The 24709-nt window shown below is 59.4% G+C and carries 24 protein-coding genes; 7 read left to right on the top strand and 17 right to left on the bottom strand.

What is annotated here, in order from left to right; translation table 11 throughout:
• Positions 1-5: 5 nt before the first annotated feature.
• From DMP08_RS08825 to DMP08_RS08805, 5 genes are read left to right on the top strand one after another with little or no spacing between them, the layout of a single operon-like run.
• Entirely contained in the window at positions 6-281 is a 276-nt protein-coding gene (locus DMP08_RS08825) for a hypothetical protein (RefSeq protein WP_225748662.1), read from the top strand.
• Positions 278-805 (top strand): DUF4860 domain-containing protein, encoded by a 528-nt coding sequence (locus DMP08_RS08820; RefSeq protein WP_244596895.1) that lies wholly within the window; start codon positions 278-280, stop codon positions 803-805. Before DMP08_RS08825 ends, DMP08_RS08820 begins: the two co-directional genes overlap by 4 nt.
• A complete protein-coding gene (locus DMP08_RS08815) occupies positions 802-1269 on the top strand; it encodes a hypothetical protein (protein WP_244596894.1) in 468 nt (155 codons plus the stop codon). The genes DMP08_RS08820 and DMP08_RS08815 overlap by 4 nt, the downstream gene beginning before the upstream one ends.
• Positions 1269-1733 (top strand): S4A5 electrogenic sodium bicarbonate cotransporter 4, encoded by a 465-nt coding sequence (locus DMP08_RS08810; protein ID WP_123192544.1) that lies wholly within the window; start codon positions 1269-1271, stop codon positions 1731-1733. Before DMP08_RS08815 ends, DMP08_RS08810 begins: the two co-directional genes overlap by 1 nt.
• A gap of 8 nt (positions 1734-1741) precedes the next feature.
• On the top strand, positions 1742-2815 hold the full coding sequence (locus DMP08_RS08805; protein WP_123192543.1) for a type IV pilus twitching motility protein PilT: 1074 nt from the start codon (positions 1742-1744) through the stop codon (positions 2813-2815).
• Between the two features lie 90 nt (positions 2816-2905).
• Here the strand turns inward: DMP08_RS08805 and DMP08_RS08800 are convergent, their stop codons facing one another.
• From DMP08_RS08800 to DMP08_RS08775, 6 genes are all read right to left on the bottom strand, one after another.
• Positions 2906-3988: a DUF2804 domain-containing protein gene (locus DMP08_RS08800; protein WP_123192542.1), complete on the bottom strand. Its 1083-nt coding sequence runs from the start codon at positions 3986-3988 to the stop codon at positions 2906-2908.
• A complete protein-coding gene (locus DMP08_RS08795) occupies positions 3981-4838 on the bottom strand; it encodes a mechanosensitive ion channel family protein (protein WP_123192541.1) in 858 nt (285 codons plus the stop codon). The genes DMP08_RS08800 and DMP08_RS08795 overlap by 8 nt, the downstream gene beginning before the upstream one ends.
• Before the next feature lie 50 nt (positions 4839-4888).
• Positions 4889-5434 (bottom strand): anaerobic ribonucleoside-triphosphate reductase activating protein, encoded by a 546-nt coding sequence (nrdG, locus tag DMP08_RS08790; RefSeq protein WP_123192540.1) that lies wholly within the window; start codon positions 5432-5434, stop codon positions 4889-4891.
• Between the two features lie 175 nt (positions 5435-5609).
• Positions 5610-7955 carry an anaerobic ribonucleoside triphosphate reductase gene (locus DMP08_RS08785; RefSeq protein ID WP_123192539.1) on the bottom strand — a complete coding sequence of 782 codons (2346 nt, stop codon included), beginning with the start codon at positions 7953-7955 and terminating at the stop codon, positions 5610-5612.
• 234 nt (positions 7956-8189) lie between these two features.
• Positions 8190-8462, bottom strand: a complete 273-nt coding sequence (locus DMP08_RS08780; RefSeq protein WP_123192538.1) for a hypothetical protein — start codon at positions 8460-8462, stop codon at positions 8190-8192.
• A gap of 3 nt (positions 8463-8465) precedes the next feature.
• Positions 8466-9368, bottom strand: a complete 903-nt coding sequence (locus DMP08_RS08775) for a homocysteine S-methyltransferase family protein (RefSeq protein ID WP_123192537.1) — start codon at positions 9366-9368, stop codon at positions 8466-8468.
• 634 nt (positions 9369-10002) lie between these two features.
• On the opposite strand from DMP08_RS08775, the gene DMP08_RS12460 reads away from it, so the two are divergent.
• Positions 10003-11136: a TDT family transporter gene (locus tag DMP08_RS12460; RefSeq protein WP_161555452.1), complete on the top strand. Its 1134-nt coding sequence runs from the start codon at positions 10003-10005 to the stop codon at positions 11134-11136.
• 381 nt (positions 11137-11517) lie between these two features.
• On the opposite strand, the gene DMP08_RS08765 is transcribed toward DMP08_RS12460, so the two are convergent.
• The 9 genes from DMP08_RS08765 to DMP08_RS08725 all read right to left on the bottom strand — a co-directional run bounded on the left by DMP08_RS08765 (position 11518) and on the right by DMP08_RS08725 (position 20599).
• Entirely contained in the window at positions 11518-12336 is an 819-nt protein-coding gene (locus DMP08_RS08765) for a UTP--glucose-1-phosphate uridylyltransferase (protein WP_123192536.1), read from the bottom strand.
• A 113-nt stretch (positions 12337-12449) separates the two neighbouring features.
• On the bottom strand, positions 12450-12638 hold the full coding sequence (locus DMP08_RS08760; protein ID WP_114566510.1) for a hypothetical protein: 189 nt from the start codon (positions 12636-12638) through the stop codon (positions 12450-12452).
• A gap of 89 nt (positions 12639-12727) precedes the next feature.
• Positions 12728-13495, bottom strand: coding sequence for a cytochrome c biogenesis protein (locus DMP08_RS08755; protein ID WP_123192535.1), 768 nt, complete (start codon positions 13493-13495; stop codon positions 12728-12730).
• 76 nt (positions 13496-13571) lie between these two features.
• The gene (locus tag DMP08_RS08750) at positions 13572-14288 is read right to left on the bottom strand and encodes a heme exporter protein CcmB (protein WP_123192534.1); all 717 of its coding nucleotides are present in this window, start codon (positions 14286-14288) and stop codon (positions 13572-13574) included.
• Position 14289: 1 nt separating this feature from the next.
• On the bottom strand, positions 14290-15012 hold the full coding sequence (locus DMP08_RS08745) for an ABC transporter ATP-binding protein (protein WP_123192533.1): 723 nt from the start codon (positions 15010-15012) through the stop codon (positions 14290-14292).
• 5 nt (positions 15013-15017) lie between these two features.
• The gene (locus DMP08_RS08740) at positions 15018-17237 is read right to left on the bottom strand and encodes a heme lyase CcmF/NrfE family subunit (RefSeq protein ID WP_123192532.1); all 2220 of its coding nucleotides are present in this window, start codon (positions 17235-17237) and stop codon (positions 15018-15020) included.
• 62 nt (positions 17238-17299) lie between these two features.
• Positions 17300-17965 carry a cytochrome c maturation protein CcmE domain-containing protein gene (locus DMP08_RS08735; protein WP_123192531.1) on the bottom strand — a complete coding sequence of 222 codons (666 nt, stop codon included), beginning with the start codon at positions 17963-17965 and terminating at the stop codon, positions 17300-17302.
• Positions 17966-18233: 268 nt separating this feature from the next.
• The gene (cgr1, locus tag DMP08_RS08730) at positions 18234-18947 is read right to left on the bottom strand and encodes a cytochrome c-type protein Cgr1 (protein WP_114566505.1); all 714 of its coding nucleotides are present in this window, start codon (positions 18945-18947) and stop codon (positions 18234-18236) included.
• Positions 18948-19273: 326 nt separating this feature from the next.
• Positions 19274-20599, bottom strand: a complete 1326-nt coding sequence (locus tag DMP08_RS08725; protein WP_123192530.1) for an ammonia-forming cytochrome c nitrite reductase subunit c552 — start codon at positions 20597-20599, stop codon at positions 19274-19276.
• Between the two features lie 279 nt (positions 20600-20878).
• On the opposite strand from DMP08_RS08725, the gene DMP08_RS08720 reads away from it, so the two are divergent.
• Positions 20879-22183, top strand: a complete 1305-nt coding sequence (locus tag DMP08_RS08720) for a sensor domain-containing diguanylate cyclase (protein WP_123192529.1) — start codon at positions 20879-20881, stop codon at positions 22181-22183.
• A 529-nt stretch (positions 22184-22712) separates the two neighbouring features.
• Here the strand turns inward: DMP08_RS08720 and DMP08_RS08715 are convergent.
• Together DMP08_RS08715 and DMP08_RS08710 are read right to left on the bottom strand one after the other, a co-directional pair.
• Positions 22713-23906: an ATP-binding protein gene (locus tag DMP08_RS08715; RefSeq protein WP_123192528.1), complete on the bottom strand. Its 1194-nt coding sequence runs from the start codon at positions 23904-23906 to the stop codon at positions 22713-22715.
• A 275-nt stretch (positions 23907-24181) separates the two neighbouring features.
• Entirely contained in the window at positions 24182-24532 is a 351-nt protein-coding gene (locus tag DMP08_RS08710) for a hypothetical protein (protein WP_211328418.1), read from the bottom strand.
• Positions 24533-24709: the final 177 nt, after the last annotated feature.

Here is a 24709-nt window from a genome sequence, read left to right as displayed (position 1 = left end):
AACGCATGTCGATATTTTTCGCCATCGTTGCAGCAGCAGCGCTCATTTGGGTCGCCTACGGTTTCGTCAGCGCAACCCTACGCGAGCAAGGCGAGCTTTCGGTGCGAAACGCCATACTGAACAGCGCGAAACAGTGCTGCGCAATCGAGGGCACGTATCCGCCGTCCTTGGCGTATCTCGAGAAAAACTACGGGCTTGTCGTAAACCGGAGCGACTACGCAATCACCTACGAGGTGTTCGCCGACAACGTCATGCCCAACGTCGTGGTGTTGGCAAAATGAGAAGCAACGACAACATAGCACAAGCGCTTGTTCGGGCCACGCACCCCGGTCAAGCCGCAAGCCGCCCGAGCCAAAGTCGCGACCGCGTGTTCATCACGGTTTTGTTCGCGGTGCTTTCGCTGTTTCTCCTGATCTCGCTGCTTGTAGGAACGAACGCGTACAAATCCATCAACGCCGTACGCACCGCCTCCGATGAAACGCGCTTGGGATTGTCGCTCATAGGGAACTCCATTCGCGCAAACGATGCGACCGACGCCGTAGGAGTGGCCGAAGGACCGGAGGGGTCGGCGCTCGTGCTGACCGAGCGCCTGGAAAGCGGCGTGTACGAAACAAGGCTGTACGCCTACCAAGGATCGATCGTCGAAGAGTACGCTCGCGCCGACGCCGCCTTCACGCCGGAAAAAGCGCGTGAAATCGTGAAATCGAAGCGATTCGACTTCGCATACGAGAACGGCCTGCTAACCGTGTACACCGACCAGGGCTCGACCTCCGTCGCCTTGCGCAGCGTGCGAGGAGGTTCATGATGGTCGTGCAGATTCCACGCCACGGGCGCGCACGCGAAGAGAACCGCCGTTCATGGCACGGCGGCGCGTTCATCGTTGAATCGCTTGTGCTTCTTGCATTTCTGATGGCCGCGCTTGCCGTGGTGGTTCAGCTTACGGGAATCGCGCACGAGCGCGGAACGGAAGCCGACCGCCTTTCGAACGCCGTCACGATTGCCGCGAACAACGCCGAAGCCTTCGCAGCCGACCCCGCATCCGGGAACATGACTGCATCGTTCGCCATTGCAAACGGCAGCCTGGTGGAAGTCGACGGTACGCCGGATGCTGGAAACGAAAGCCCAACGTACCAGGTTAACCGCACGGTAGAGCAACATGACAAGGGCGGCGGAACTCTGTACACCGCCCATATCGCGGTAACGCAAGGCACTGAAACCGTATACACGTTGGACACGTCCCGCTACTCGACCGGTGCAGAGGAGGCTTGATGAGCAGATCGAAAGGATCGGTACGCATCGGGCCCATCAGCCTGTTTACCCTGATGACCGTCTTGTGTTTGGCTGTACTGGGAGTTTTGTCCATCAGCACGGCCCAGGCAACGTACGCGGCAGCGGAGAAGCAGGCAGCGTTCGCCGCAGACACCTACGCCAACGAAAGCGCGGCACAGAACCTGCTCGCAAACGTCGATGAAACGCTGGCAAGCGTACGGAAAACCGGCGGCAACCTCGACGCCGCCCTCGCCGCGGTGGACGGCATGCTGCCGAGCAACGCCAAGCGCGAAGGAGCGACCGTTTCGGCGAAGTTCAGCACCGAAAGCGGTCGCGCGCTGGACGTCGAACTAACCGTGCGCGCCGACGCAACGTACGAGATAACGGCATGGAAAGCAACGACGCAGTGGACGAACGCGAGCTCGGGCGAAACGCTCTGGTCGGGCGCCGCTCAAACACGATAGGAGACACCATGAAACTGGAACAGCTTTTGCAGGAGATGGTTGACGCGAAGGCGTCCGACGTCTTCATCATAGCAGGGCTTCCCCTGGCCTACGAAGCGAGCGGTCAGCAAGTTCGGCTGGACACGCCCCCGTTCAAGCCCGCCGACACCGAAGCGTTCGTGCGCGCGATCTACGAAGTATCCGGGCGCAGCATGGATCGCTTCCTCGACAACGGCAATCACGACGAGGATTTCTCGTTCGCCATTTCCGGAATCGGGCGTTTCCGCGCGAACATCTTCCGTCAGCGCGGATCGCTCGGCGCCGTGATCCGCGTCATTCCCTTCGGACTGCCCGACCCCGCAGCGATGGGAATACCGGAGGAAGTCCTGCGCCTCTCGCAACTGCAAAAGGGACTGGTGCTGGTCACCGGCCCTGCCGGCGTAGGCAAGTCGACCACGTTGGCCTGCATCGTCGATCGCCTGAACCACGAGCGCAGCGGCCATATCATCACCATGGAAGACCCCATCGAATACGTGCACAAGCACGGCAGCTGCATCGTGACGCAGCGCGAGGTGCCCACCGACGTGGCCAGCTATTCCGAAGCGCTGAGGTCGGCTATGCGCGAGGCGCCCGACGTGATCCTGCTTGGCGAGATGCGCGACCACGACACGATCGGCACCGCCGTGACCGCTGCCGAAATGGCGCAGCTTTTACTGTCGACGCTGCACACCACGGGCGCAGCCAGCACAGTCGATCGCATCATCGACGCCTTCCCCGCTTCGCAGCAGCGCCAGATCCGCATCCAGCTGTCCATGGTGCTGCAAGCTATCGTCAGCCAGCAGCTGGTTCCCGCAATCGACGGCGGCGCGGTGCCCGCGTTCGAGATCATGTTCGCGAACACCGCCATTCGCAACCTCATCCGCGAAGAGAAAACGCACCAGATCGACAGCGTGATAGCCGCCAGCGGCGCGGAAGGCATGCGAACCATGGATCAAAGCTTGTTCGACCTGGTAAAAGAAGGTCGTGTGACAAAGGACATGGCCTTGCAGTACAGCATCCACCAGGAAGCATTGAAGAAGCGCTTGGAAGCATCCGGGCTGTAGTAGCATCCGCGCCCGGTCAGCCTTGGCGTGATCGGGCGCATGATGGAAGGCCTTCGCCATTGGAAGATCCGGCCGGCCCTTCGCCATGCTTTAATACACGTTGTGGATGACCTCGGCGGAACCTAACAGGTTCGCCACTTCGAACACGGTGCCGTCGTCGAGCGCCGCCGTACCGTCGAAACGCCCGAACACCTGGTGCTGATCGGTGCGGATCACCTTGAAGTCCATCCAGTCGACGCGATCGAGCATCGGCGTGAACACCATATCCAAACGACCCTCGTCGTCGGTCACATGCCAAGGCTGGTCAAGCTGGTAACGATCCTCGGTCTTCTTCGCAACCGCAGCCCCCGCTTTCTCGGGAATGCCGAAGTCAACGCGATGCAGCTTGTGAGCAACGCCGTCCACGAACACCATGTTCTCGGACGCAGCGGACGTGTCGCCGAAACCGTACCCCAAGTTGAGTCCGAACCGATGAGCACCGGGCTGCGCCCCTCCGCGCCCATCCTGCCAACCTTGCGCGACGGCCCAGTACCACGTGTTGTCGCGCGTCCATACACCACGGCCCCAATCGAGCAAGCCGAACGAACGCTCCGGAGAAAAGCCATGTACGAGCAGGCCCTTCTTGAAGCTGCCTTGCGCTCGCATGGCAACGATCTTCTGGTTGTAGTAGAACGCGAGCGGGTCTTCGGCCCACGGCGTGGCAATCACCATCGTGTCGCGCGGCTCTTCGTCAAGCACCGCCTCAAACGTCAGGTCGTCGCGCCCGTCGAATCGAGCGAACTGGGCCTTTATGCGACGGCACCCGCCCTTCACCTCGAAGTCGAACGACACGCGCCCGTTCTGGAACCGCGACACGCCGGAAGACGACGAGGACGGCAGCCGAAACCGACCCAGGATCAAGGGAACCATGGTGCTGGCCGTATGCGAAACGCCCTCGGCAAAGTCCATGACGGACGCCGAGATAAGCCCGCCGTACCCCAAATCGCCCAAGGTGAGCGCCACGGCGTACTCGTCGTCGTTCACCAGGTAGTAGTCCCATTCTTTGATGCGCAAAGCCGGTGCCTTCACACGTGCGCGGTCGTAGGAACGAACGAGCGTGGTAGCCCAACCGCATTGGGCCAGAGAACCATCGTCGTTATGCAAAGGGCCTTCGGTCAATCGCGTTTCAGCCATTCGTCCTCCCTCCCTCGTTTGCGGAATCCTGGGCTGCTTGCTGCTTCCCCGCCAAAACACCGTCGATCAGGTTGATACCGTCCTCCCTGGTCAATGGAGCAATGGCACGCAACACGGCATCGCCTGCCCGGGCACCCGTGCGGCTATCCGCCACGCGAAACACAAGGGACCCCTTGAAGCCCGCATCTTCGACAGCCGAAAAGGAAAGGGCTGGCTGCTTCGTCAGCTTCGCCACTTCGGATGCGGCCTCGGCGGCAACCCGTTCGATAGCCTCCGCCAAATCGTCAAGACGCGACCCGTCGGTTGCCACGACAACGGGAATCGATACCTGATTGGTGGGAGGAAGATGGACGAGCGCCGTCTTGTTGATGATGGAGTTGGGAACGATGACCTCTGCGCCAGCGCTGTTCCTGATGGTCGTATGACGCCACGTCACATCCTTGACCACGCCCGAAGACGAGCCCACTTCGATGTTGTCGCCCGGCTTGACGATGCGCATGAGGCTTACCTGCAAGCCGCCGATCAGGTTGGATATCGTATCCTGAAAGCCAAGCGAAATGGCGATACCGCCAATGCCCATGGCCGTTATAGCGGCGCTCACGTCTACGTTGAAGCAGGTGGACAGCATGATGCAGATGCCCAAGACCCACACTGAAGCACGTGCGATGTTGACGAAAATGGAGCTTGAAGGAAGGTTCTTCTCTTCGTTGAAATGCAGCAGCTTGCGCATGAACCGCATCACCAACCGCGCGCACACCGCCGTCAAGGAAAGAATCACCACAACCGTTATCGCCGTGATAACCCAATCGCTTCGCACGAAGCCTTCGATGGCTTGTTCGAGTTGTCCCATGCCGCCGTCCTACCCTCTTGCAATCCTCATCGCCCTGAAAGGCGAACGCCTCACCATGACGGAGGCTTTTGAAACACGTCTTCTTGAGTTTCCCACAAAACGATACGTCCCTGGCTCCTTGTTGCGGGAACGTCAATCAACCGTTGGTTGGAAGAGCCGCGCCACGGCAGATCGAAAGAGTGAAGCGCCTGCACGAACGGACCGTCCACCAGCACGTCGGTTTGTGCGAGCAGGTCAAGCGCGGCAGGGTCCGGCACGCCGGTGGCAAGCTGCTCGTAGCGATAGCCGGAATACGTCCACACGCTGAGGCCCCGCCGCCGCAGCTGACGAGCCAACTCGGCGCATGCCGCCGCCTGCTCGAACGGCTCGCCGCCCGAAATGGTCACGCCGCGCGCCAGCTTGTTGGCGACGATCTGCGCCACCAGCTCGTCGATGCGGCGAACCTCGCCGCCCGCGCACGGCTGGCTGTCGGGGTTGTGGCAACCCGGACAAGCATGCGTGCATCCTTGCACGAACACGGCGAAGCGCAGCCCCGGGCCATCGACGATGGAGTCCGGGGCCGTACCGTACAGACGAATGGTGGCAGGCGTAGTCATGGGCAACCTCGCATGCGCCCGAAGGGCGCATACTGATCTCGCAGGTGGGCGTAGTACGTCAGCGAGGAGCGCTCTCGTGCCCCAGATTCGGGAGATCGCGGAAGCGAAGCGTACTGCGTACGCGAGCTTCCGGGATCGCCTGAAGATGGGGTGCGAGAGCGCTCCGCAGCGTCGGCTATTGCGTCGGCTGATCAGCCGACGCAATGAAGTGCTTCACGCGGTCGGTTTCCTCGGCGCGCTTGGCGTCGTTGAAGCGATCGAGCGTGCCCACCAGGTAGCCCGTGATGCGGCGGATGCGCTCGAACGACGTGCCGTGCTCGGCCTCCGTGCGGCCGCACTTGGGGCACACGTCGCCGATGATGCCGTTGTAGCCGCACACCGGATCGCGGTCGACCGGATGGTTCACGGAGCCGTAGCCGATACCGCTGTCCTTCATATGACGGATGACCGCCTCGAAGGCCTCCAGGTTGTCGGACGGGTCGCCGTCAAGCTCCACATAGGAGATGTGGCCCGCGTTCGTGAGCGCATGGTAGGGCGCCTCGATCTCGATCTTGTCGAACGCGCTGATGGGATAGTACACCGGCACGTGGAATCCGTTCGTGTAGTAGTCGCGATCGGTCACGCCCTCGATGGAGCCGTAGCGCGCGCGGTCCATGCGCACGAACCGACCCGACAAGCCCTCGGCAGGCGTGGCGATCAAGCCGTAGTTCATCCCGCGCTCCTGCGACAGCCTGTCCAGGTATCCGCGCATGTGCCCGATGATCTCCAGGCCCAGGTTCTGCGACGACTTCGACTGGCCGTGATGCTGGCCGGTCAGGGCCACCAGCGCTTCAGCCAGGCCGATGAAGCCCAGCGACAGCGTGCCGTGCTTGAGGACTTCGCGCTGCTCGTCGTCGGGCGCAAGCTTCTCGGAGTCGATCCACACGCCCTGGCCCATCAAGAACGGCGCATTGTACACGCGCTTGCGCGCCTGGATCTCGAAACGCTCGTCCAACTGCCCCACCACCAGCGCCAGCTTCGCGTCGAGCAGATCGAAGAACAGGTCCAGATCGCCCTTGGCGCGAATGGCCAAGCGCGGCAGGTTGATGGACGTGAAGCTGAGGTTGCCGCGACCGGGCGTCACCTCGCGATCGGGATCGAACACGTTGCCCATGACGCGCGTGCGGCAGCCCATGTACGCCACTTCCGTTTCCGGCGTGCCCTTGTAGTACTGGATGTTGAACGGCGCATCCAGGAAGCTGAAGTTGGGGAACAGGCGCTTCGCGGAGCAGTGCATGGCCAGCTTGAACAGGTCGTAGTTCGGATCTTCGGGATTGTAGTTGACGCCCTCCTTCACGCGGAAGATCTGCACGGGGAAGATGGGGGTCTCGCCCGATCCCAGGCCGCCCTCGGTTGCCAACAGCATGTTCTTGACCACCATGCGGCCTTCGGGAGAGGTGTCCATGCCGTAGTTGACCGAGCTGAACGGCGTCTGCGCGCCGGCGCGGCTATGCATGGTGTTCAGGTTGTGCACAAGCGCTTCCATAGCCTGGAACGTCGTGCGATCGGTGTCGGCCGTGGCGTTCTTCACGGCATACGCAAGCGCGCGATCGGCCGTAGCATCGTCGGCACCCGCCTCTACAAGCGCGACGCGCACGGCGGCCTCGAACTGCTCGTCCCTGTGCAGGCTGGCGATCGTGCCCGTCTGAGCCTCCACCGCGTCAAGCGTGTCCTGCGCGAACGCGCGGGCGTCCTCTGCGTTCATCAGCAGATCGACCGCTTCCGCCAAATGCTTCTTGTACAGGCGACGATACGTCTTGCGCACGCCTTCGGCCAGGCCGTAATCGAAGTCGCAGATGGCCTGGCCGCCATGCTGGTCGTTCTGGTTCGACTGGATGGCGATGCAGGCAAGCGCCGCGTAGCTGGTGATGTCGTTGGGCTCGCGCAACACGCCATGGCCCGTGGAAAAGCCGCCTTTGAACAGCTTCTTCAGCTCGATCTGGCAACACGTGGTGGTCAACGTGTAGAAATCCATGTCATGGATATGGATGTCGCCGTCACGATGGGCGCGGGCGAACTTCGGATCGATGACGCACATCTCGTAGAACTGCTTGGCGGACTCGGAGCCGTACTTGAGCATGGTGCCCATGGCCGTGTCGGCGTCGATGTTGGCGTTCTCCCGCTTCATGTCGGAATCGGACGCCTTGGAAAACGTGATGTCCTTGAGCGTTTGGATGAGGCGGCTGTTCACGTCGCGAGCGCGGTTGCGCTCGGCGCGGTAGAGGATGTAGGACTTGGCGGTCTGCACGAAGCCGTCTTCGATAAGAGTCTCTTCCACCAGGTCCTGCACGCCCTCCACCGTGGGAATGCCCTCGATGGCGCCGGCCTCGAGCTTGTCCACGACAGCCTGAGCGATGCCGTCGGCAACCGAACGGTCCTGCATGGCGCCGCATGCCTGGAACGCCCGCTCCACCGCCTCGGCGATCTTGTCCGCCTTAAACTCCGCCGTACGGCCGTCGCGCTTTACTATGGTCGTGACCATGCGCCTGATCCTCTCTTCGCCAGTCTTATTCAATCGCTTCCAAATGCGTGCTTTTAAGGGCGCGATCTGTGGTTTCGCTTGGTTTATGCGCAATCTTTCCACAGGATCTACCCAAGATTTTCCACAATATATAGTGGGTGAATGCGTTTCAAACGTTCAGATATAGTACCGGCCCGCCTACGCCCGTGCAAGGCGTACACAGTTATTACACGCAGCAAACAGGCTCGGTCGCCGCTATTCGACGGTCCCGTACACCTGCCCCCACGCGTGTCCGCCGATAGCCGAGTTCAGCTGATCGCACAAACGCTGGCGAGTGTACGTGCCCGGAGGCAGCAGCGCGATGATCTCGGCCAGATCTTCGGGAAGATCCGCCGATTCCGCCGCGACAACCACATCGAGTCGCCGCACGGACTTTACGTCTCGATCCGCGAACAAAGAATCGACCACGCTCTGCAATGCACCGTAGTGAGGGCTGCGCACCGTATTCGTCCGAAAAGAGCCAGCCATGAACTACGCCTCCACGTCCGAACGAACGACATCGAACCCCTCGCTTGCGGCAACAAGGGCGCCCGTGTACGCCGGCGTGGCGGCGCCGCAAGCGCGCAGGAACTGAACGCCCGCACCGCGCAGCTGCGCACCGGCCGCCACCAGGACATCCGGGCAGAAATAAGGATTGGACTCCGTGACGCCGCCCTGCTTCGGGTCGTGCGCCCCCACGATCAACTGAGCCAAGACCGGCAGGGAGCCGGCCGCGCATGCCTGCCGGGCCAAATTGGTTGCGGCCTCAAGGGGAGCGCGCGTCGCAAAGCCCGCAACCGACGCCTCGAAGTCCACCATGACCTCCAACGCCTCTGCGAACGTATGGCGGCCGTCGGAAAGCACGCCGCCAGCGTCCACGTCGACCGAAGCGAACACCAACGCATCGCTCACCTGACGAACGCCCATGAGCGCACACTTGAGATCCGACGGGTTCGCGAAACCGTTCAAGAAGAACGCGTCGAACGACGCCCCTGCGCATGCGCGCGCAGCGTCGGCGTACTGACCGCGATTCTCGTTCAACGACGTTTTACTGGAAGGATCAAGCGGCAGCCCGCACGGGCCCACCTCTACCAGCACGTGCTGGGGCTTCAGCTGACAGGCGATATCCAGCCCCGCCTTCACGACCTCTTGCGCGCGCTCCTCCAGGCCATGGTGCGCCAGACGAGCCGCCGTGATGCCCGCTGTACTAGTCACCAGGCACTGAGCGCCGGCAACCTTGTTGAGCCGCAGCGCGTCGCGAACAGCCTCGGGCTCCACCAGCGTGGCGTACTCCAGATCTCGGTCGATGTCGAAGCCCTGTCGCTGCAGCACGGCAGCAACCGGAGCGGACAAAACCAGCATATCCCGGTGGAAGCGAAGATCGATATCAGGCATGGAAGATTCCTTTCGTCGAGTGCTTATGATAGCAAAAGAACGGTGCTGCATGGCGCGAGTTGACGTTCACCGATCGTCCGCACCCGTTACACAAGACGAACATGTACCGGTCACATGTTTTTCAAGGCTGACTTTTATACTGAGTACCGCAAACGAAAGACTCCCCTCCTTTCCGTTTGCACTGCGTAGAAGCAGTAGCGACGCCATCGAGCGTCGCATCATCCCCCTCCTTGTGGGCCGCGAAGTTCCCCTCTTCGCGGCCCGATCTTTTTTCGCGATAACCCTAGAATTCCGCTGCGAAACCGCCGCCGACCCGTGCCGCGCTTTCGCCGCTGCATCGAGGGCTTGCGACGATTTGCCAAGAAATTTGCTTATTTGTTACTTACAAGACCACCAATTCACAAAACGCGCACGTGCGTCACATATCATCTGCAACCTCGGCACGTATACTAGGCACCAGCAAATGAAAGGCTCCCCTCCTTTTCAGTTTGCTTCTGCTTACCCCTTAAAGCAGAGTCGGTGCCCAAGAGGCACCGTACATCCCCTCCTTGTGGCCCGGCGGAGCTCCCCTCTCCCCGGGCCGATCCTTTTTCAGGGAAGGAATGCGTCCGCAAGCCGCGATGAAGGGCTCCTCATGAAGTACCTCAAAGACAAGGTTTCACGGCTCCCGCTTCCCGTAGTGCCCGCCACCTTGGGCCTGCTTGTGCTGGGAGGGTTTTACGAAACGATCGGATACCCGTTCGTCCATGGGATAGCCGCCGTAATCTCGACTGTCGTAGCGCTGGCGTATTGCCTGAAGATCGCCTTCCATCTCAAAAGCGTGATAGCAGCAGAATACGCGAACCCCATGCTCGCCGCGTTGTACCCCACCCTCCCCATGCTGATCATGGTGCTGTGCGTATACTACGCAGATCTCGCGCCCGTCCTGCACGACGGCGCTCGAGTGGTGTTCTTCGCGATGCTCGGGCTGCTGATCGTGCACGTTGCGGTGTTCTTCGTCCGCTTCTTCCTGCGGCGATTCGAGTGGAAGACGTTCATGCCCAGCTGGTACGTCACCACCAACGGCGTCATGGTAGCCACAGTCGTCGGCATGCCGTTCATGCCCGAGCCGCTGGCAATAGGCATAGTGGTTTGGGGCATCGCAGCGTACGTCGCGCTTACGCCCTTCATGCTTTGGCGCATGAAGCGCTGCGAAGTTGCCGAAGCTACCATGCATTCGCAAGCAATCATGCTCGGTCCGTGCAGCATGTGCCTGGTATCGTACGTCAACGTTGCAAGCGAGCCGAACCTCATCGTGCTCGCAGCGCTGTTCGCCTGCGTGGCCGTATCGCTTGCGTACGTGGTAGCAAAGCTACCGAAGTTTTTCAGCGTGCAGTTTCACCCCGGATTCGCCGGCATGACGTTTCCCATGGCCGTAGGGCTGCTGGCAACCCACGGGTTCGCTTCGACGCTCGCCGCCGCCGGATTCGCCAGCGCCGCGTCGATGGTGCAGCAAGTGGAGGGCGTCCAGCTGCTGCTGGCCACGTCCATCGTAGCCGTAGTGTACGCACGCTTCCTCGGCATGTTTGCGGCGGGCTTGAAGAACGACCGCGCCAACGGAAAGCTGGCCCCCGAGCAAACTGCAGCGCTACGCGCGCTCAGAGCGTACCTCAAGCGCGGATCGAACGCACTTGAGCACCCCGCGAAAGCCGAAGCCTTCGTCCCCGTAGCCGCGGGAATCGATTGCAACGCAGCATGCGAAGAACCGGGCGCGGCCGAAGAAAGCTAGCGTTCCCCACGCTCTTCCCTCATGGTTACCTTTTTGTTACTTTAAGAGGGATCAATTCACAAAACGTGCACGGTCGACACATATGTTTTTCAAGGTCAACTTTTATACTGGGTACCAGCAAATGAAAGGCTCCCCTCCTTTTCAATTTGCTTCTGCTTACCCCTTAAAGCAGAGTCGGTGCCCAAGAGGCACCGTACACCCCTCCTTGTGGCCCGGCGGAGCTCCCCTCTCCCCGGGCCGATCTTTTTTTCAGGCTGAGACAAAGGGACGGGGTCAATGACTCATTTTCGGCCGCAGGCCAGAAAATGAGTCATTGACCCCGTCCCTTTGTCTCAGTCGGCGAGGCAGCAGCCCCAGGGGCTTTGCCTCGCCCGCCAGCGACTACTTTCCTGCGTTCTTGCGCTCGAATAGAATATTGTTCGTTTCCAGCCAGCTTTCGACCGTGCCGGTATCGAAGCCGTCGCTCGGATCGATAACCAGCGCGTACATCTCTTCTTCGCGCAGAACGGCATCGAGCGCATCGGTCAATTGGATCTCGCCGCCCACGCCCGGCTCCACATCGGCCAGAAGCTCCATCACGCGAGCAGACAGCAGGTAGCGGCCGAACACGGCCAGGTTCGACGGCGCATCCTCGACCGCCGGCTTCTCCACCAAGGCATCGATCTTCCATACGTCATCGGCAACGGGAGCGCCCGCGATCACGCCGAAACGGCTCACCTGGTCCTCGGAAACGGGCATGACCGCGATCACGCTAGCTCCGCCGTGCGCATCCGAAACCTCCTGCATGCGCGGCAGCATCTTGTTGTCCGGCACCAGCACATCGCCCAAAAGCACGTAAAACGGCTCGTTGCCGGTCTTCTCGTGAGCGCAGCGCACCGCATGCCCCAAGCCCAGCGCCTCATCCTGGTACACGTAGCTCACGTTGTAGCTGCCCACCTGCTCTACCACGTCGGCGTACGCATCCTTTCCGCGGGCGCGCAGCGTAGCGACCAGTTCCGGGTTCGGGCTGAAGTGATCTTCGATAGCCTGCTTCTCGCGGCTGTTGATGATGACCACCTCGTCGGCGGCGGATGCAAGGCCCTCTTCGACAACGTACTGGATGGCCGGACGATCAACAACCAGCAGCATTTCCTTCGGCTGCGCCTTCGTGGCAGGAAGGAAGCGCGTGCCCAAACCGGCGGCGGGAATCAGAGCTTTCATGGCTTCGGGACCTTTCTTGAGTCGCATTTCACACGCGAAGCGCCGCAAGAGCGGCGCTTCGTCTCATTCGTTTCGCTATTGTAGCACGGACGCAAGACGCGTCGGACGTCTCGCTATTTCGCCGCGGTCTTCTCGGCCAGGGCCTCTTCGAGCACGGCCATGTGCGCCTCGGTCTTCTTCAGACCGCGCACGATAATGAACACGTACACCAGAATTGCAGCCCACATCAGGGCATACGCCGCAATGATATACGGGGCCGACGGAATGATGGTGCTGTAGATTTCAACAAGAACCGGATTCATGGATGCTCCTTATCAACGAGTCGTTCGTCATGTTCGCGCAATTCTTCGCTGCCGCATCGCCTATCGGCCAGACGCGGCAGTCGAGCACGTTAGTCTTCGAGCTGTTCCTTCACGGCCTCCACGCGCTGCGCCAAACGCACCTGGCGGAAGCGCAGACGGTACAGCGCGAAGCCCACCAAAATCATGCCGGCCATGACCACGCCCACCGTCATGCCCATATCGGCCGACATGCCGCCTTCGCGCAGCACCACGGGATGGATGCTCGACGGAATAAGGCGCGTCACCATGTAGCAGATGGGCACGTCCACGCACGCGATGATGCCCAGGACAGAAGCGTACGTAGCACGTCGCTCAGGCTCGTCGATGGCATTGCGCAGCACGAAGTACGCAATGATGATCAGCATCAGGATAAGGTACGTGGTCAAGCGCGGATCCCACGTCCACCACACGCCCCACTCGAAGCGCGTCCACAAATCGCCCGTGATCATGGTGCACGTCACGAACAAAAGCGCAATTTCCATGCACACCTTCGCGCACGTGTCGAAACGCTGGTTCTTCGTCATGAGGAACCGAACGCAGTAATAACCTGCAAACGCCAGCGCGCCGAACGAAACCAAGGCAACCGGCATGTGAAAATAGAAGATCTTCTGGGACAGCAGCAGCTTCGACGACACCATTTGGCCGCCGATCAGTTCCACGCCGTTCACCGCGGCCCCGTTCACCGGCCCCGCGTAAAGAAACGCCATAAGGAAGCCGACCGTGGTCAGCACGGCCCCGGCCAGCAACGCCCATGGCGCCACCCGGTCGGGCCACTGCCCTGCCTCCGGCAGCCTGATCGGCTTTTTCTCGTCAGTCATAAACCCTCCTTTTGTCGAGCGCCCCAACACCTTGCAGCATTGAGCGGCTTCGGCGACCATCAGGTCGGCGAAGCGCCTACGCGCTGATAACGAAATCGTACAGCACCCAGCTCAGCAGCAGCATGATCACATCGTAGCCGCCCGCCAGCATAAGCGACAGCGAGAACGCGTCCATATACCCCTCGGCCCCCACGATCACGGCCGTCGTGGCCGACGCGCACGCGTACAGCAGCGGGAAGATGAGCGGCACGAACAGCACCGCCAGCATCACGTCCTTGCCGCGCGTGTTGATGGTGATGGTGGACAAAAGCGTGCCGATGCCCGCCATGCCCACGGTTCCCACGAGCAACGGCACTACGAGCAGCCAAAAATGCTCCGACGGCGAAACCGTTGTCAGGAAGAAGAAGTAGAACAGCGGCACGGCCAAAACTTCTACCACCAGCAAAAACAAAAGGTTCGACGTGGCCTTCGCCAGGAAGATGACCGATCGATCCAAGGGCACCAGCAAAATGCCCTCCATGCAGCCTTGCTCCTTCTCGTGCGAGAACGAACGGTTCAAGCCCAAAAGCGACGTGAACACGATCAGCGCCCACAAAAGCCCGCCGCTGATCTGCAGCACGTCAAGGGCGCTCGTGGTCTGTCCGAGCGCAGCGCCGTACACGATGAGCACCAGCAGCGCGTAGATGCCCATGGACGTGAGCATCTCCTTGGTGCGAAACTCCTGCTCCAGATCTTTTCGCAGCAACGTCTTGTATTGCTGGAACGTGGAAGGCTTCTTCAAAACCACGGACATGTCACGCCACCCCCATGCCGACGGTTTGGCGATACAGGCCGGAAAACTCGTCGAAATCCAGCGCGTCCTTCTGGTCGAACGCAACCACCTTGCCCTTCGCCAGCACCAGCGCATGCGTGCACATGGCAAAACCCTTCTGCAGATCATGGCTGACCATGACGAAGGTTCGGCCCTCGCGCTGCTGCTCGATCAGCTCGTCGAATATCTCCACGGCATGCGGATCCAAACCCGAGTACGGCTCGTCCAGAAACACCACGTCAGGATCGTGAATCAACGCGCGCGCAATGCTCAGGCGCTGCGTCATGCCGCGCGAGAACGTGCGCACGACGTCCAAGCGGCGATGCTTCAGCTCAACCGACTCCAGCAGTTCGAGGACGCGCGCCTCGGGTTTTTCCACCCCGTAGAGGCGCGCGTAGATAAGCAGGTTCTGCTCGGCCGTCAAATCCGGGTACAACATGGAGTTGTGCGAAATGAGCCCAATGTGGTCGCGCGCCTTGTCAGGCTCCTCCTTGATGTCGATGCCCATGAGCGTAGCCGACCCCGACGACGCGCGGGCAAGCGTGGACAGCACGCGCAGAAACGTCGTCTTGCCCGCACCGTTCGGCCCGAAGATGGACAGGAACGCACCCTGGGGAACCTCGATGGACACGTTGTCCACCGCACGGCGATTGCCGAACACTTTGGAAAGCTTCTTGGTCTTGATAGCCGCTTCCACATCGGTCATAGCGCTTACGCCTCCGCTTTCGCAGACTGGGGCTTCTCAGCTTCGCCCTGCGAGTCCTCTGCCGACTCGGCATCCGCACCCGTCAGCTTGCGGCTGGCGCCGCGCTTGCCTGCCGTGGCAATCAGCACGCCAGCCATCAGCAGGAAGAAGCCGATCCAAACCTGGGAGATCAACGGGTTCACGCGCACGTCCATCGAGAAGTCGCCGTTCTCGTTCACACCGCGATACACCACGAACAGGTCCTCGGTCGGAAGCGAAATGACGCTGGCCACCAGCTTCTGCTGCTGGGTGGACTGCACGAACTGCACGGTCGGGTCAACCGAGCCGAGGAACTGGCCATCCTTGTACGCATCGAAGCGCACCGTGTACAGGATGTCGTCCTTGTTGTCCTGCGGCACGATCTCGTTACCGGTGTACTTGAGCGTGTAGTCCTTGATGACGAAATCCTCGGAAGCGGTGTCGGTGGCCTCGTCGTAGCCGACGTAGGCAACCTTTTCGGTCACGTACATGGACGAGCCGATCAAGCCGACCAGGATCACGGCCATGCCGAAGTGGGCGACGAAGCCGCCGAACGTGGACGCGCGATTCACCAGCATGCCGAACGCAGCCGACACCGGATTGCCGCCATGGCCCTTCTGGTATCCGCGAATAGCGCGGCCCAGCATGAACAACGAGTTGAAGAACAGCAAGCTGGCCACCAGCAGACCCACGGCCGCCAAGCCGTTGTAATACCACGCCGGGCCCTCTTCCATCAGGCCTTCGGCATTGATGCCGCCTGCTGCGATGACCGCGTTGTAGCTGGGAACCAGATACGTCGCGAAGTACACCATGAGCACGGCGAACAGCACGAGCGCACAGACGCCCGGAATGCGAGCGCGCTTCCAAAACTGCTTGCCCTCGGTCTTGCCCCACGAAAGCAGAGGGCAGATAGCCAAAATGGCCAGGTAGACTATGCCCAAAGGACGCGCGATGGCATTGTACGTGCCAGCGGAAATAGCCTGGCCGCCAAACGGCATCCAACTGGGCAGCGCAGAGGCGATGGTCAGGTACGCCAGCAACGTGGCGAACACCACCATGATCACGTTGTTGAAGTAGTAGGCGGCGTCCTTGGACAACATGTTCTCGACATCGTCGGAACCCGAAGCGCCGGGACCGAAGCTCTTCCAACGGATGACCAGTCCAACGATACCGGCCACAACGGACAGCACGATCAACGCCCCGAACAGCACGAGCGAAACAGGGTCGCCCTCGAACGCGTGAACCGACTGAACCAAGCCGGAACGCGCGATGAACGTGCCCACGATTACGAACGCGAACGTCAGGCACGCGCACATGACGCTCCAGCGCTTGAACGCGCCGCGTTGACGATACACGGTAAAGCTGTGGATGAGGGCCACGCCCACAAGCCATGACAAAAGGCTTGCGTTCTCCACGGGGTCCCAGCCCCAGTAGCCGCCCCAACCCAGCACGACGTACGCCCACACCGCGCCCAAGCCGATGCCCACGCCCAGGAAGAACCACGAGAACAGGGTGTAGCGCTGCGAACGAACCACCCACTCTTTAGAGGAGTCGTTCACGATGAGCGCAGCAATGGCGTACGCAAACGGAATGGTCAAACCTGCATAGCCGATGAACAGCGTAGGCGGATGGATGGCCATAGCCCAGTGTTCCAGCAGCGTATTCATACCCAGCATGGAAGCCGAGCTGGTCAGCGTGCCATCGGAGTTGAAGTACTTGAGCGGCGTGGCCGTGAACGGCATGTTGCTTTCGGAAAGCAGCAGCACGCCCACGAACGCGGCCAACACCAGCTGGCTGACCAGCAGCGCCATGGAGTCCAGCTTGCGCGGGCTCTTCAGGTTGCGCACGGCGACCACCGCGTTGAACGCGGCGATAAGCCACGCCCAGAACAGAAGCGAGCCCTCGCGGCCGGCCCACAGGCCGGACAGCTTGTACAGCCAGGCCAGCTCGCCCGAAGCATCGCTATGCTGACGCAAAACGTACTCGATGCTCATGTCGCCCGTCATGAAGCAGAATACCAGGATGCCGCAGCAGAACGTCAGCGCCACCGCCGACAGGATCACGCCGATATGGCCGCCCCAAGTCAGCGTTTCGCCTATGCCGCCGGAGCGCTTGCGCGCGAGCACCGCGCCCGCAATCAAGCACGCGACGGACACCGCCACGCCCGCAAAGGCGACCAGAAGCCCGATCACACCAATAGTTGCCATGTAGTTTCCTTCCGAAGCGGCAGCCGAAGCCGCCGCCTATCGTCTTAAGATTCGCGTTTCCGCTAGCCCTGCAAAGCCACTTCGGTTGCGGCAAACTTGCCGCCAGCGTTGATGGAGCCCGTCAGCACCAGCTGGGTGCCGTCTTTGATCTCGTCAGAGATAGCGCCGTCGAACAGAACCGGCAGCTCTTCCCCGCTTTCCGCATCGACAAGCACGAAGCGATCGCCCGAACCGGCGGCGGTCAGCGTTCCGCCCTTCACCGCGCCGGCCACCTTGACCGGCTTGTCGAGCACCTCGCTCCCGTACCCGACCAGCTGGGCCACCGTGAGAGCGTCCGCAGCGTTCTCGTATTTGGAGGGGCACTTCGTAACCAGCTCAGACGCGTTCAAAACGCCTTCTTCGGTCATCTTGCCCGTGCAGATTGCCGTCACGTCATTGCCGAACGTAGCCGAAACGCCGCCCTCGAAGCGCACTTTGACCTGCTGGGACTTGTCGCCTTCGGGGTCGTAGATGGCAAACGTCAGCACGTTGTCCTTCGTTTCGAAGGAATTCTCCACCACGTTGCCGCTCACTTGGATCTTCTGGTCAGCGTATCCCCCGGTTGCAGCTTCTGCAATCGAAACGCTCTTGGCAGAGCTCGATCCCCCGACCACGGCCAAGACCACGACCAGCACCATGACGATAATCCCCGTCACCACGACCATACGACGTTTCGTTTTCGCGTTCACGCTCGCCTCCTCTTGTTCTCTTCCCGTACCGCCACTCTTTTGTCTCAAAGTTCCGAGGAGCGTCATGGCGCAACGCCCAAGGATTCGCCATGCGAACCGGCTGCAACATTCGCGCGTTCAACGCAAAAGCCGCGTTCTCCGGTACAGCCAGCCATTTCGTTCTTCGGACCTTTGACAAAAGGAGCCCGTCCAAGCGCATTGCGCTTAAGGCGGGCTCCCTCGTGCTATTCAATTGTTCGCTCGAAACGCGAGCGTGCAAAGCAAAGCTTTACGCCGTCTGGAGCTTCTTCGCCTCAGCGACCGTCAGCCAGCCCTCGGGCACCTCGGCCTCGCTGTGGCACGACGTGCAGTACATCACCGACGCACGGTGTGCCTTATGGCACTCGGTGCACTCGATCTCGCCGTGCTGCGGCACGTGCGGGTTGAACTCCATGCCGCTCGTAGCCTTCACCAGGTCGTCGCGCGTCAGGTTGTGGCAGCTCTCGTTCAGGCAGAACTGGTCAGCCTCAAGACCGCGAGCCTCAACCAGATCGGCACCCGTGCGCTCCTCGAGCGGATACACGTAGTTGCCGGTAACCCAGTTGATGCCTTCGGACATCTGCTCCGACATAGTCGGAATGTGGCAGCTCATGCACGTTGCGCCGGCGCCGCCCTGATCGGTCGGCATCTTATGCGACACGCACAGCATGGAGCTGGTGTTCTTCACTTCGTTGCCCCACTTGTCAACGCCTGCCGTGTTCGGCTCCTGGTCGTACGTAGCGTTGTACTGATCCATCGGCGTATGGCAAATGGCGTTGCAGAAGCTCGGCTGCTCATGCCAAACCCAGAAGCCGGCACCGGCTGCAATCAAAACAACCGCGACGACACCCACGACGATCGGCCACTTCTTTCCCTTTTTCTTAGGAGCGGCTTCCTTGGTCGTGGAGTTATCAGCCTCAGTTGCCTCGGTGGCGGCTTCCACTTTGGTTTCCTCTTCGCTCATACTCTTTAACCCCCTTTCGAACATACTCGTCTCTTGCATTCCCGTCTTCTTCCGTATAGAGGCATCGTTTTCGATACCAAACGGAAACACAAGAACTTTACCACATGCATACTACCGGTCAACCGGGAAAAAACCTATCACCCATTTGGGGGGAATTAGCCCGGATTGCCCCCATTTTTCGTGTGATTCGGCTTTTTTCGCTCAATTTTTTGCATAACCTCGCATAACCCCGCATGCCCGAAATCCGGTTCCTCTGGAACAGGGGAAGGAAGCATGCGCCCCCTTCCCCTGCCCTCAGAAACGTTGGAGAGAACGTCCCTGTCGCGTTATGCGAGTTTCGCAAGCCCCTCGTCGACAGCTTTCTCGGCCTTGTCAAGCGTTTCGAACGTCAGCGTGGGATTATGAGCACCCTCGCTGTTTTCGACCATCACGAAATCCCAGTAGAACTGAGCGTTGCGCTGAATCTTCTGCAAGGAGGCCAGTTCCTCGGAAGCCGCGGGAACCTCGGCGCCAGCTTCCTTGGCAGCCTTCATGGCGGCGATCTCGTCAGCGTACTTCTCGGCGATGCCCTTGGTCAGAGCCTCGATTTTCTCGCTGATAGCCGTCACGCGAGTCTCTTCTTCGGCCTGCCAGTCGGCAACCTGCTTCTTGAGATCCTTGTGGCAGCTGTTGCAGTCGTTCTCGAGCAGCTGCTTGTTCTCAAGCGGGCTGGTCCAGTTATGAGACGTGTACTCGCCGTTCTCGCCCTCAACCGTGCCCATGTGGCAATCGCCGCAGCTGTAGCCGTTCTTGGCCATCGTGGTCTGCTTGCCACCGTAGATGGTCTCGAACTCAGGGTGCTGCACCTTCAGCATGGGGGCCAGCGTGTCAGCATGCTCCCAATCCTTGAAGTTGCGCTCGTCGTAGTACGCCAGGATAGCGTCGGGGGTCATCTGGTCGAGGCCCGTGTACGGGTTCGTGGTGGCCTTGGTCTCGCCATCGAAGTAGTACTCGTTGTGGCACTGGCCGCACGCCTGGGCGCCCAACGGGGCGGCCTTGTCGTCGTTAGCGGCCTTGCCCAGCGAGTTAACCCAGTACGAATGCGTCAACTTGACCTGGGACGGATCGTTCTCGTGGCAGTTGTAGCAGCTGATCGGCTCGGTGAACTGGCCGATCATGTCGTTGAACTTCTCCTTGTAGACGCCCTCGCCCTTCTCGTTCACCATAGCGGTGAACTGCGGCGTCTTGCAGGTGATGCAGCCGGCAAGCTGCTCTTTCTTGATGGTACGGGGGGTTTCCTTCACGCTCTTCAGCGAGTACACGTGGCTGGAAGCCTCGTCGTAGCCCAATGCGAACGCGTAGCCCTTGTACATGGTGTTCAGAGCCGGATACAGCTCCAAGTAGTTATGCTTGCCGGAATCCGGCGAGTTCGCCTCGTTCTCCATGTACGTCTTGTACTGGTCGGGATAGATATCCTTCCAGGACTCGGCAACAACAACTCCGAACTTGTCTGCAGCAGGCGTTTCCACCTTTTCCGTCTTGCTCTCGTTTTTCTGGTCCGCTTTGTCGTCGGTAGCGGCCTGGGGCGCACATGCCACAAGGCCCATGACCATACCGAACGCGCACAGCGATGCGGTCCAGAGAGCGAGCTTGTTCTTCTTGACCTTAGTCATACAAATCTCCTCCCTTTGACTGACTGACGATCTCTCCTCCACAAAATATACAAGCTTTCTCAACATAAAGCGAGCATCCCAAGATCAACTGCGGGGATTTTACCCTGCGTACTAGGGAAAAACCCTTACGCGCTGCATCGGCCCTATGCCAATGCGATTTCGATCCTCAATGCCGCAACCCGTTTATGCGGTATCATGGACTTATGAGTGACGCGCATATCTTTCCCATGTCTAAGAACTTTGTGCCCAGGCGGGCCTTGCTTCAACTATAGGAGCCCCATGCGTGCAGGAATCAGAAACTCGACAGCTTCGCTGGTCGCCATGCTGGCCATCGACATCCTGGTCGTGCTTGTCGTATCCCTTGGATTCCTGAGCAGGGACCAGGGCGACCTGAGAACATTCCTGCAATTTGGCAGCGGTCGTATAGAGAGCACCCTTGGCCAAGCCTACCTGGGGATCGAGCTTGCGGAAGCCGTAGTGGAATCCAGTTACGATACGCTTTCCGACGACGAACTGGCAATTCTGCTCGACCCCATAGCGCGCCAGCCGGAAGTGCGCAATATCTCGTTTCTCCCTCATGGCATTGTCGAGCACGTATTCCCCCGCGAAGGGAACGAAAGCGCTATCGGCGACAACATTTTCGAAATGCCCGAGCGCAAAAAAGAAGCGGAGATCGCCCTGGAAACCCGCGAACCCGTGTTATCCGGACCCTACGAGCTTACCCAGGGAGGGTCGGGGCTGATTTTGAGAAAGGCAGTGTTTCTGCCGGACGAAAACGGAACGGAAGAATTCTGGGGCATGGTGTCTCTCGTGATGGACACTCGAAGCGTGCTTGAAACCATCGATCTGGAAACGGTCGACATGCTGGGATGCGAGTACGAACTGAGCGCCACGGTCAATGCAGGAGAAAAGACGCTCATGGAGGCCAGCGATAACTATACGGGGCGGGGCGCCGTGTCCGTCGAGATTCCTCTGGCGAACGGATTTTGGCAGCTTGACATCGAAAAGCCTCCGGACAGCTTGGAAGGCACCGTTGTTTTGACTGTGTTCCTATCGGGCCTGCTTATGTCCATCATGCGATTCAGGTACCTGAGAAGAAAAGAGGACGAACTCGACCGCGCGCGCAACGAAGCGTTCGTCGACAACCTGACCGGGCTTGGCAACAGAGGCAAGCTCAAGGAATTCGAATCCTTGACAACCGAGGGCTCCGATTCCTACACGGTTTTCTACCTGGACCTCGACAACTTCAAGAACATCAACGACACCTACGGCCATGATGCCGGAGACAGACTGCTGACCAGCGTTGCCGCCAGGATTCGGTCGATGATACGCAGCGACGATCTGGCCATCCGACTGGGCGGAGACGAGCTTGCGATCGTGCTTCGAGGCGTGTCCGAAGAAAGCGAGATTCGCGCGTTTTGCTCCAAGCTGGAAAACCTGAACAACGAACACGTCAACATCGGGCAGACCGAATTGCCGATTGCCTTGAGTTTCGGCTACGCCACCTTCCCGACCGAAGGGTCGAGCTTCGAAGAAGTCCTTCAGTTGGCCGATTCCAGGATGTACGAGCAGAAGAGGAGCTAAGGCGACGGGCGCCGTATCGGGCGAGCCGCATGCGACGCGGCTATGCTGTGGGCGAGTATGCTCTCGCAGCTTCGCACCCTCCCTGTCCAGAAAATCAAAAATGCAGGCCGGTTTCCCGACCTGCATTTAAATTCCGTGGTGGAGATGATGGGATTCGAACCCACGACCCCCACGTTGCGAACGTGATGCTCTCCCACGTCATCCGTATACGATCACAATTGGTTCAGTAACTAAAATGGTGGTGCGTCCTTCGCTTGCTTAAGGTATGAAATCTCATTCGGGAACCCCTTCGCTTATTTAGGAAAATTTAAAATTCTTCCTAAATAGATTTCCAGAATTCAGGGGCATTTCACCATCCGAGCCGCTTTACATGGTGTTGGCCGCTCGTCCTCTGCGCCGAGTTCCAAATAGCTCTCTAATTCGATACGGAAATCCATCTCCATCACTTTCTTTCGGGATTTGGCAAGGCGGAATTTCGGCACATACGGCCAGCCTGATCTTCCGATACCTCGCAAAGCGGCCATCGCCGCTATTCGGCAGACAGCCACCTGGCAAGGTCATGGATCCTGATACCCTCGTGATCGTAGGTTTCATGCCTTGTGCGGGCGATGAGAATCTTCGGGTATCCGTCGCGTATCCTCAACAGGGGATCGACTTCCCGCTCGAACGTCACGGGGGCCGAGATGTCGTCGCTCACTTGAACGTACATCTTCTCGCTCCCGCGCATGGCGACGAAGTCCACCTCTTTTTGATACAGCTTGCCGACATAAAGCTCGTAGCCTCGCCTCAAAAGCTCGATGGCGACCATGTTCTCGTAAACCCGGCCCCAATCCATGTTGCGCGTGCCAAGCTTCGCGAACCGGAAGGAGTGGTCGCTCAGATAGTATTTATCGCCCGAGGACAGGTACTTCTTCCCTCGGATGTCGTATCTGCGAACCTTGTAGAACGCGTAGGCGCTGCAAAGGTATTCAATGTACGAGCCGACGGTCTTGTGGTTCGCATCGGTGTCGCCCTCCAGCGAAGACGCCACGCTCCTCGCCGAAGTCACGTTTGAGACGTTGTCCATCAGGAATTCGGACAGGCGGTTGAGCAGATCGGGATTGCGCACGTCGTACTTCTGGCGAATATCGCGCATGATGAGGGTCTCGAACACATCCTTCACGTAGGTGGAGCGGTCGGTTTCGTTCTTGTAGGGGTAGGAGCCCGACATGCCCCCTGTGTGCACGTAGCGGTCGAAGGCGCCGTCGATGCCCTCTTCTTCCCCGAAGTAGGCGAGGTACTCGGCAAACGAGAACGGGAACACCTCGATCTCGAACGTACGGCCCGTGAACAGCGTGGCAAGGTCGCTGCTGAGCAGAAAGGCGTTCGAGCCGGTGATGTAGATGTCGAAGTTCTCCGATGCGTGGAGGCCGTTAATGGCTCTCTCGAATCCCTCGCACATCTGAACCTCGTCTATGATGACATAGTTGCTCGCTCCGGGAACGTAGGCGGCCTGCACGAACTCGTCCAGGGCATGATACTCCATGAGGCCCTCGAATTCGGTCAGGTTGAAGTTGACGTGAATGATGTTCGCGCCGGAATCCGAGCTCATGACGTGGTGCTTGAAAGCTTCGAGCAGCTTGGATTTGCCACTGCGGCGAACGCCGGTAACCACCTTGATGTCGGGGGTTCCCTCGACATCTATCAGCTTCTGCAGATAGTTCTTCCTCTCGATAAGCTTCATCGTTGATTCTCATTTCCCAAAATTGATTTCGTTTTAATATTGGGAAATAGAGTATCATAGAAACCATCGCTCAACGACACCGGAATCGTCCGATAACACCAAAATGCAGGCCGGTTTCCCGACCTGCATTTAAATTCCGTGGTGGAGATGATGGGATTCGAACCCACGACCCCCACGTTGCGAACGTGATGCTCTCCCAGAAGGTACGTATACCATCACAATTGATTTAGTAACTAAAATGGTGATGCGCCCTTAGCTTACAAGGTGGAAATTCCCTAGCGAGAAGAAAACCTTAGCTTCTCCAGCTTGTCCAAGTAGTTCTTCTTAAGCTTTCGCCTGCTTTCAAAGAATATCTCCTCTGAACGAGACAGCTTTCCTGCGTCAGCTTTAATGCCAGCCAGCTCAAGCGTGCAGAGCAAGTCTGCTGATTGAAAAAGACGGTAATCAGACGGTGCAACTTTTCGGTAATCCACTTCGAAGAAAACAGATCCGCATACTGTACCGATAAGCTCAGTTATCGGAGATTGGCCGTTATCGTAGTAGACGATGACTTTATCGAAGGCGAGGAAGTAGTCCATATAGTCTCGGAAGAATAGCGCCAGCTCTCTGGCCAGGCGGTTTTTCAAGCGGATTCTATCAGGGCATTCTTTTTTCTTGACGGCAATAGTGAAATAGGGGGTTAAGTTTCAAAAAGTGTGTCTATTTCTACCCTGTATTACCAGTTCATCAATAGAAAATAGACCCTAGAAGTTGTTTCGCACCAACTTCTAGGTGTTTCAAAAAGTGTGTCCGATTTCACCTTG

The sequence above is a fragment of the Paraeggerthella hongkongensis genome (assembly GCF_003726035.1).
Lineage (GTDB): Bacteria > Actinomycetota > Coriobacteriia > Coriobacteriales > Eggerthellaceae > Paraeggerthella > Paraeggerthella hongkongensis.
Note: the sequence above shows the minus strand (reverse complement) of the source record. Positions and strands in the feature narration are given on the sequence as shown.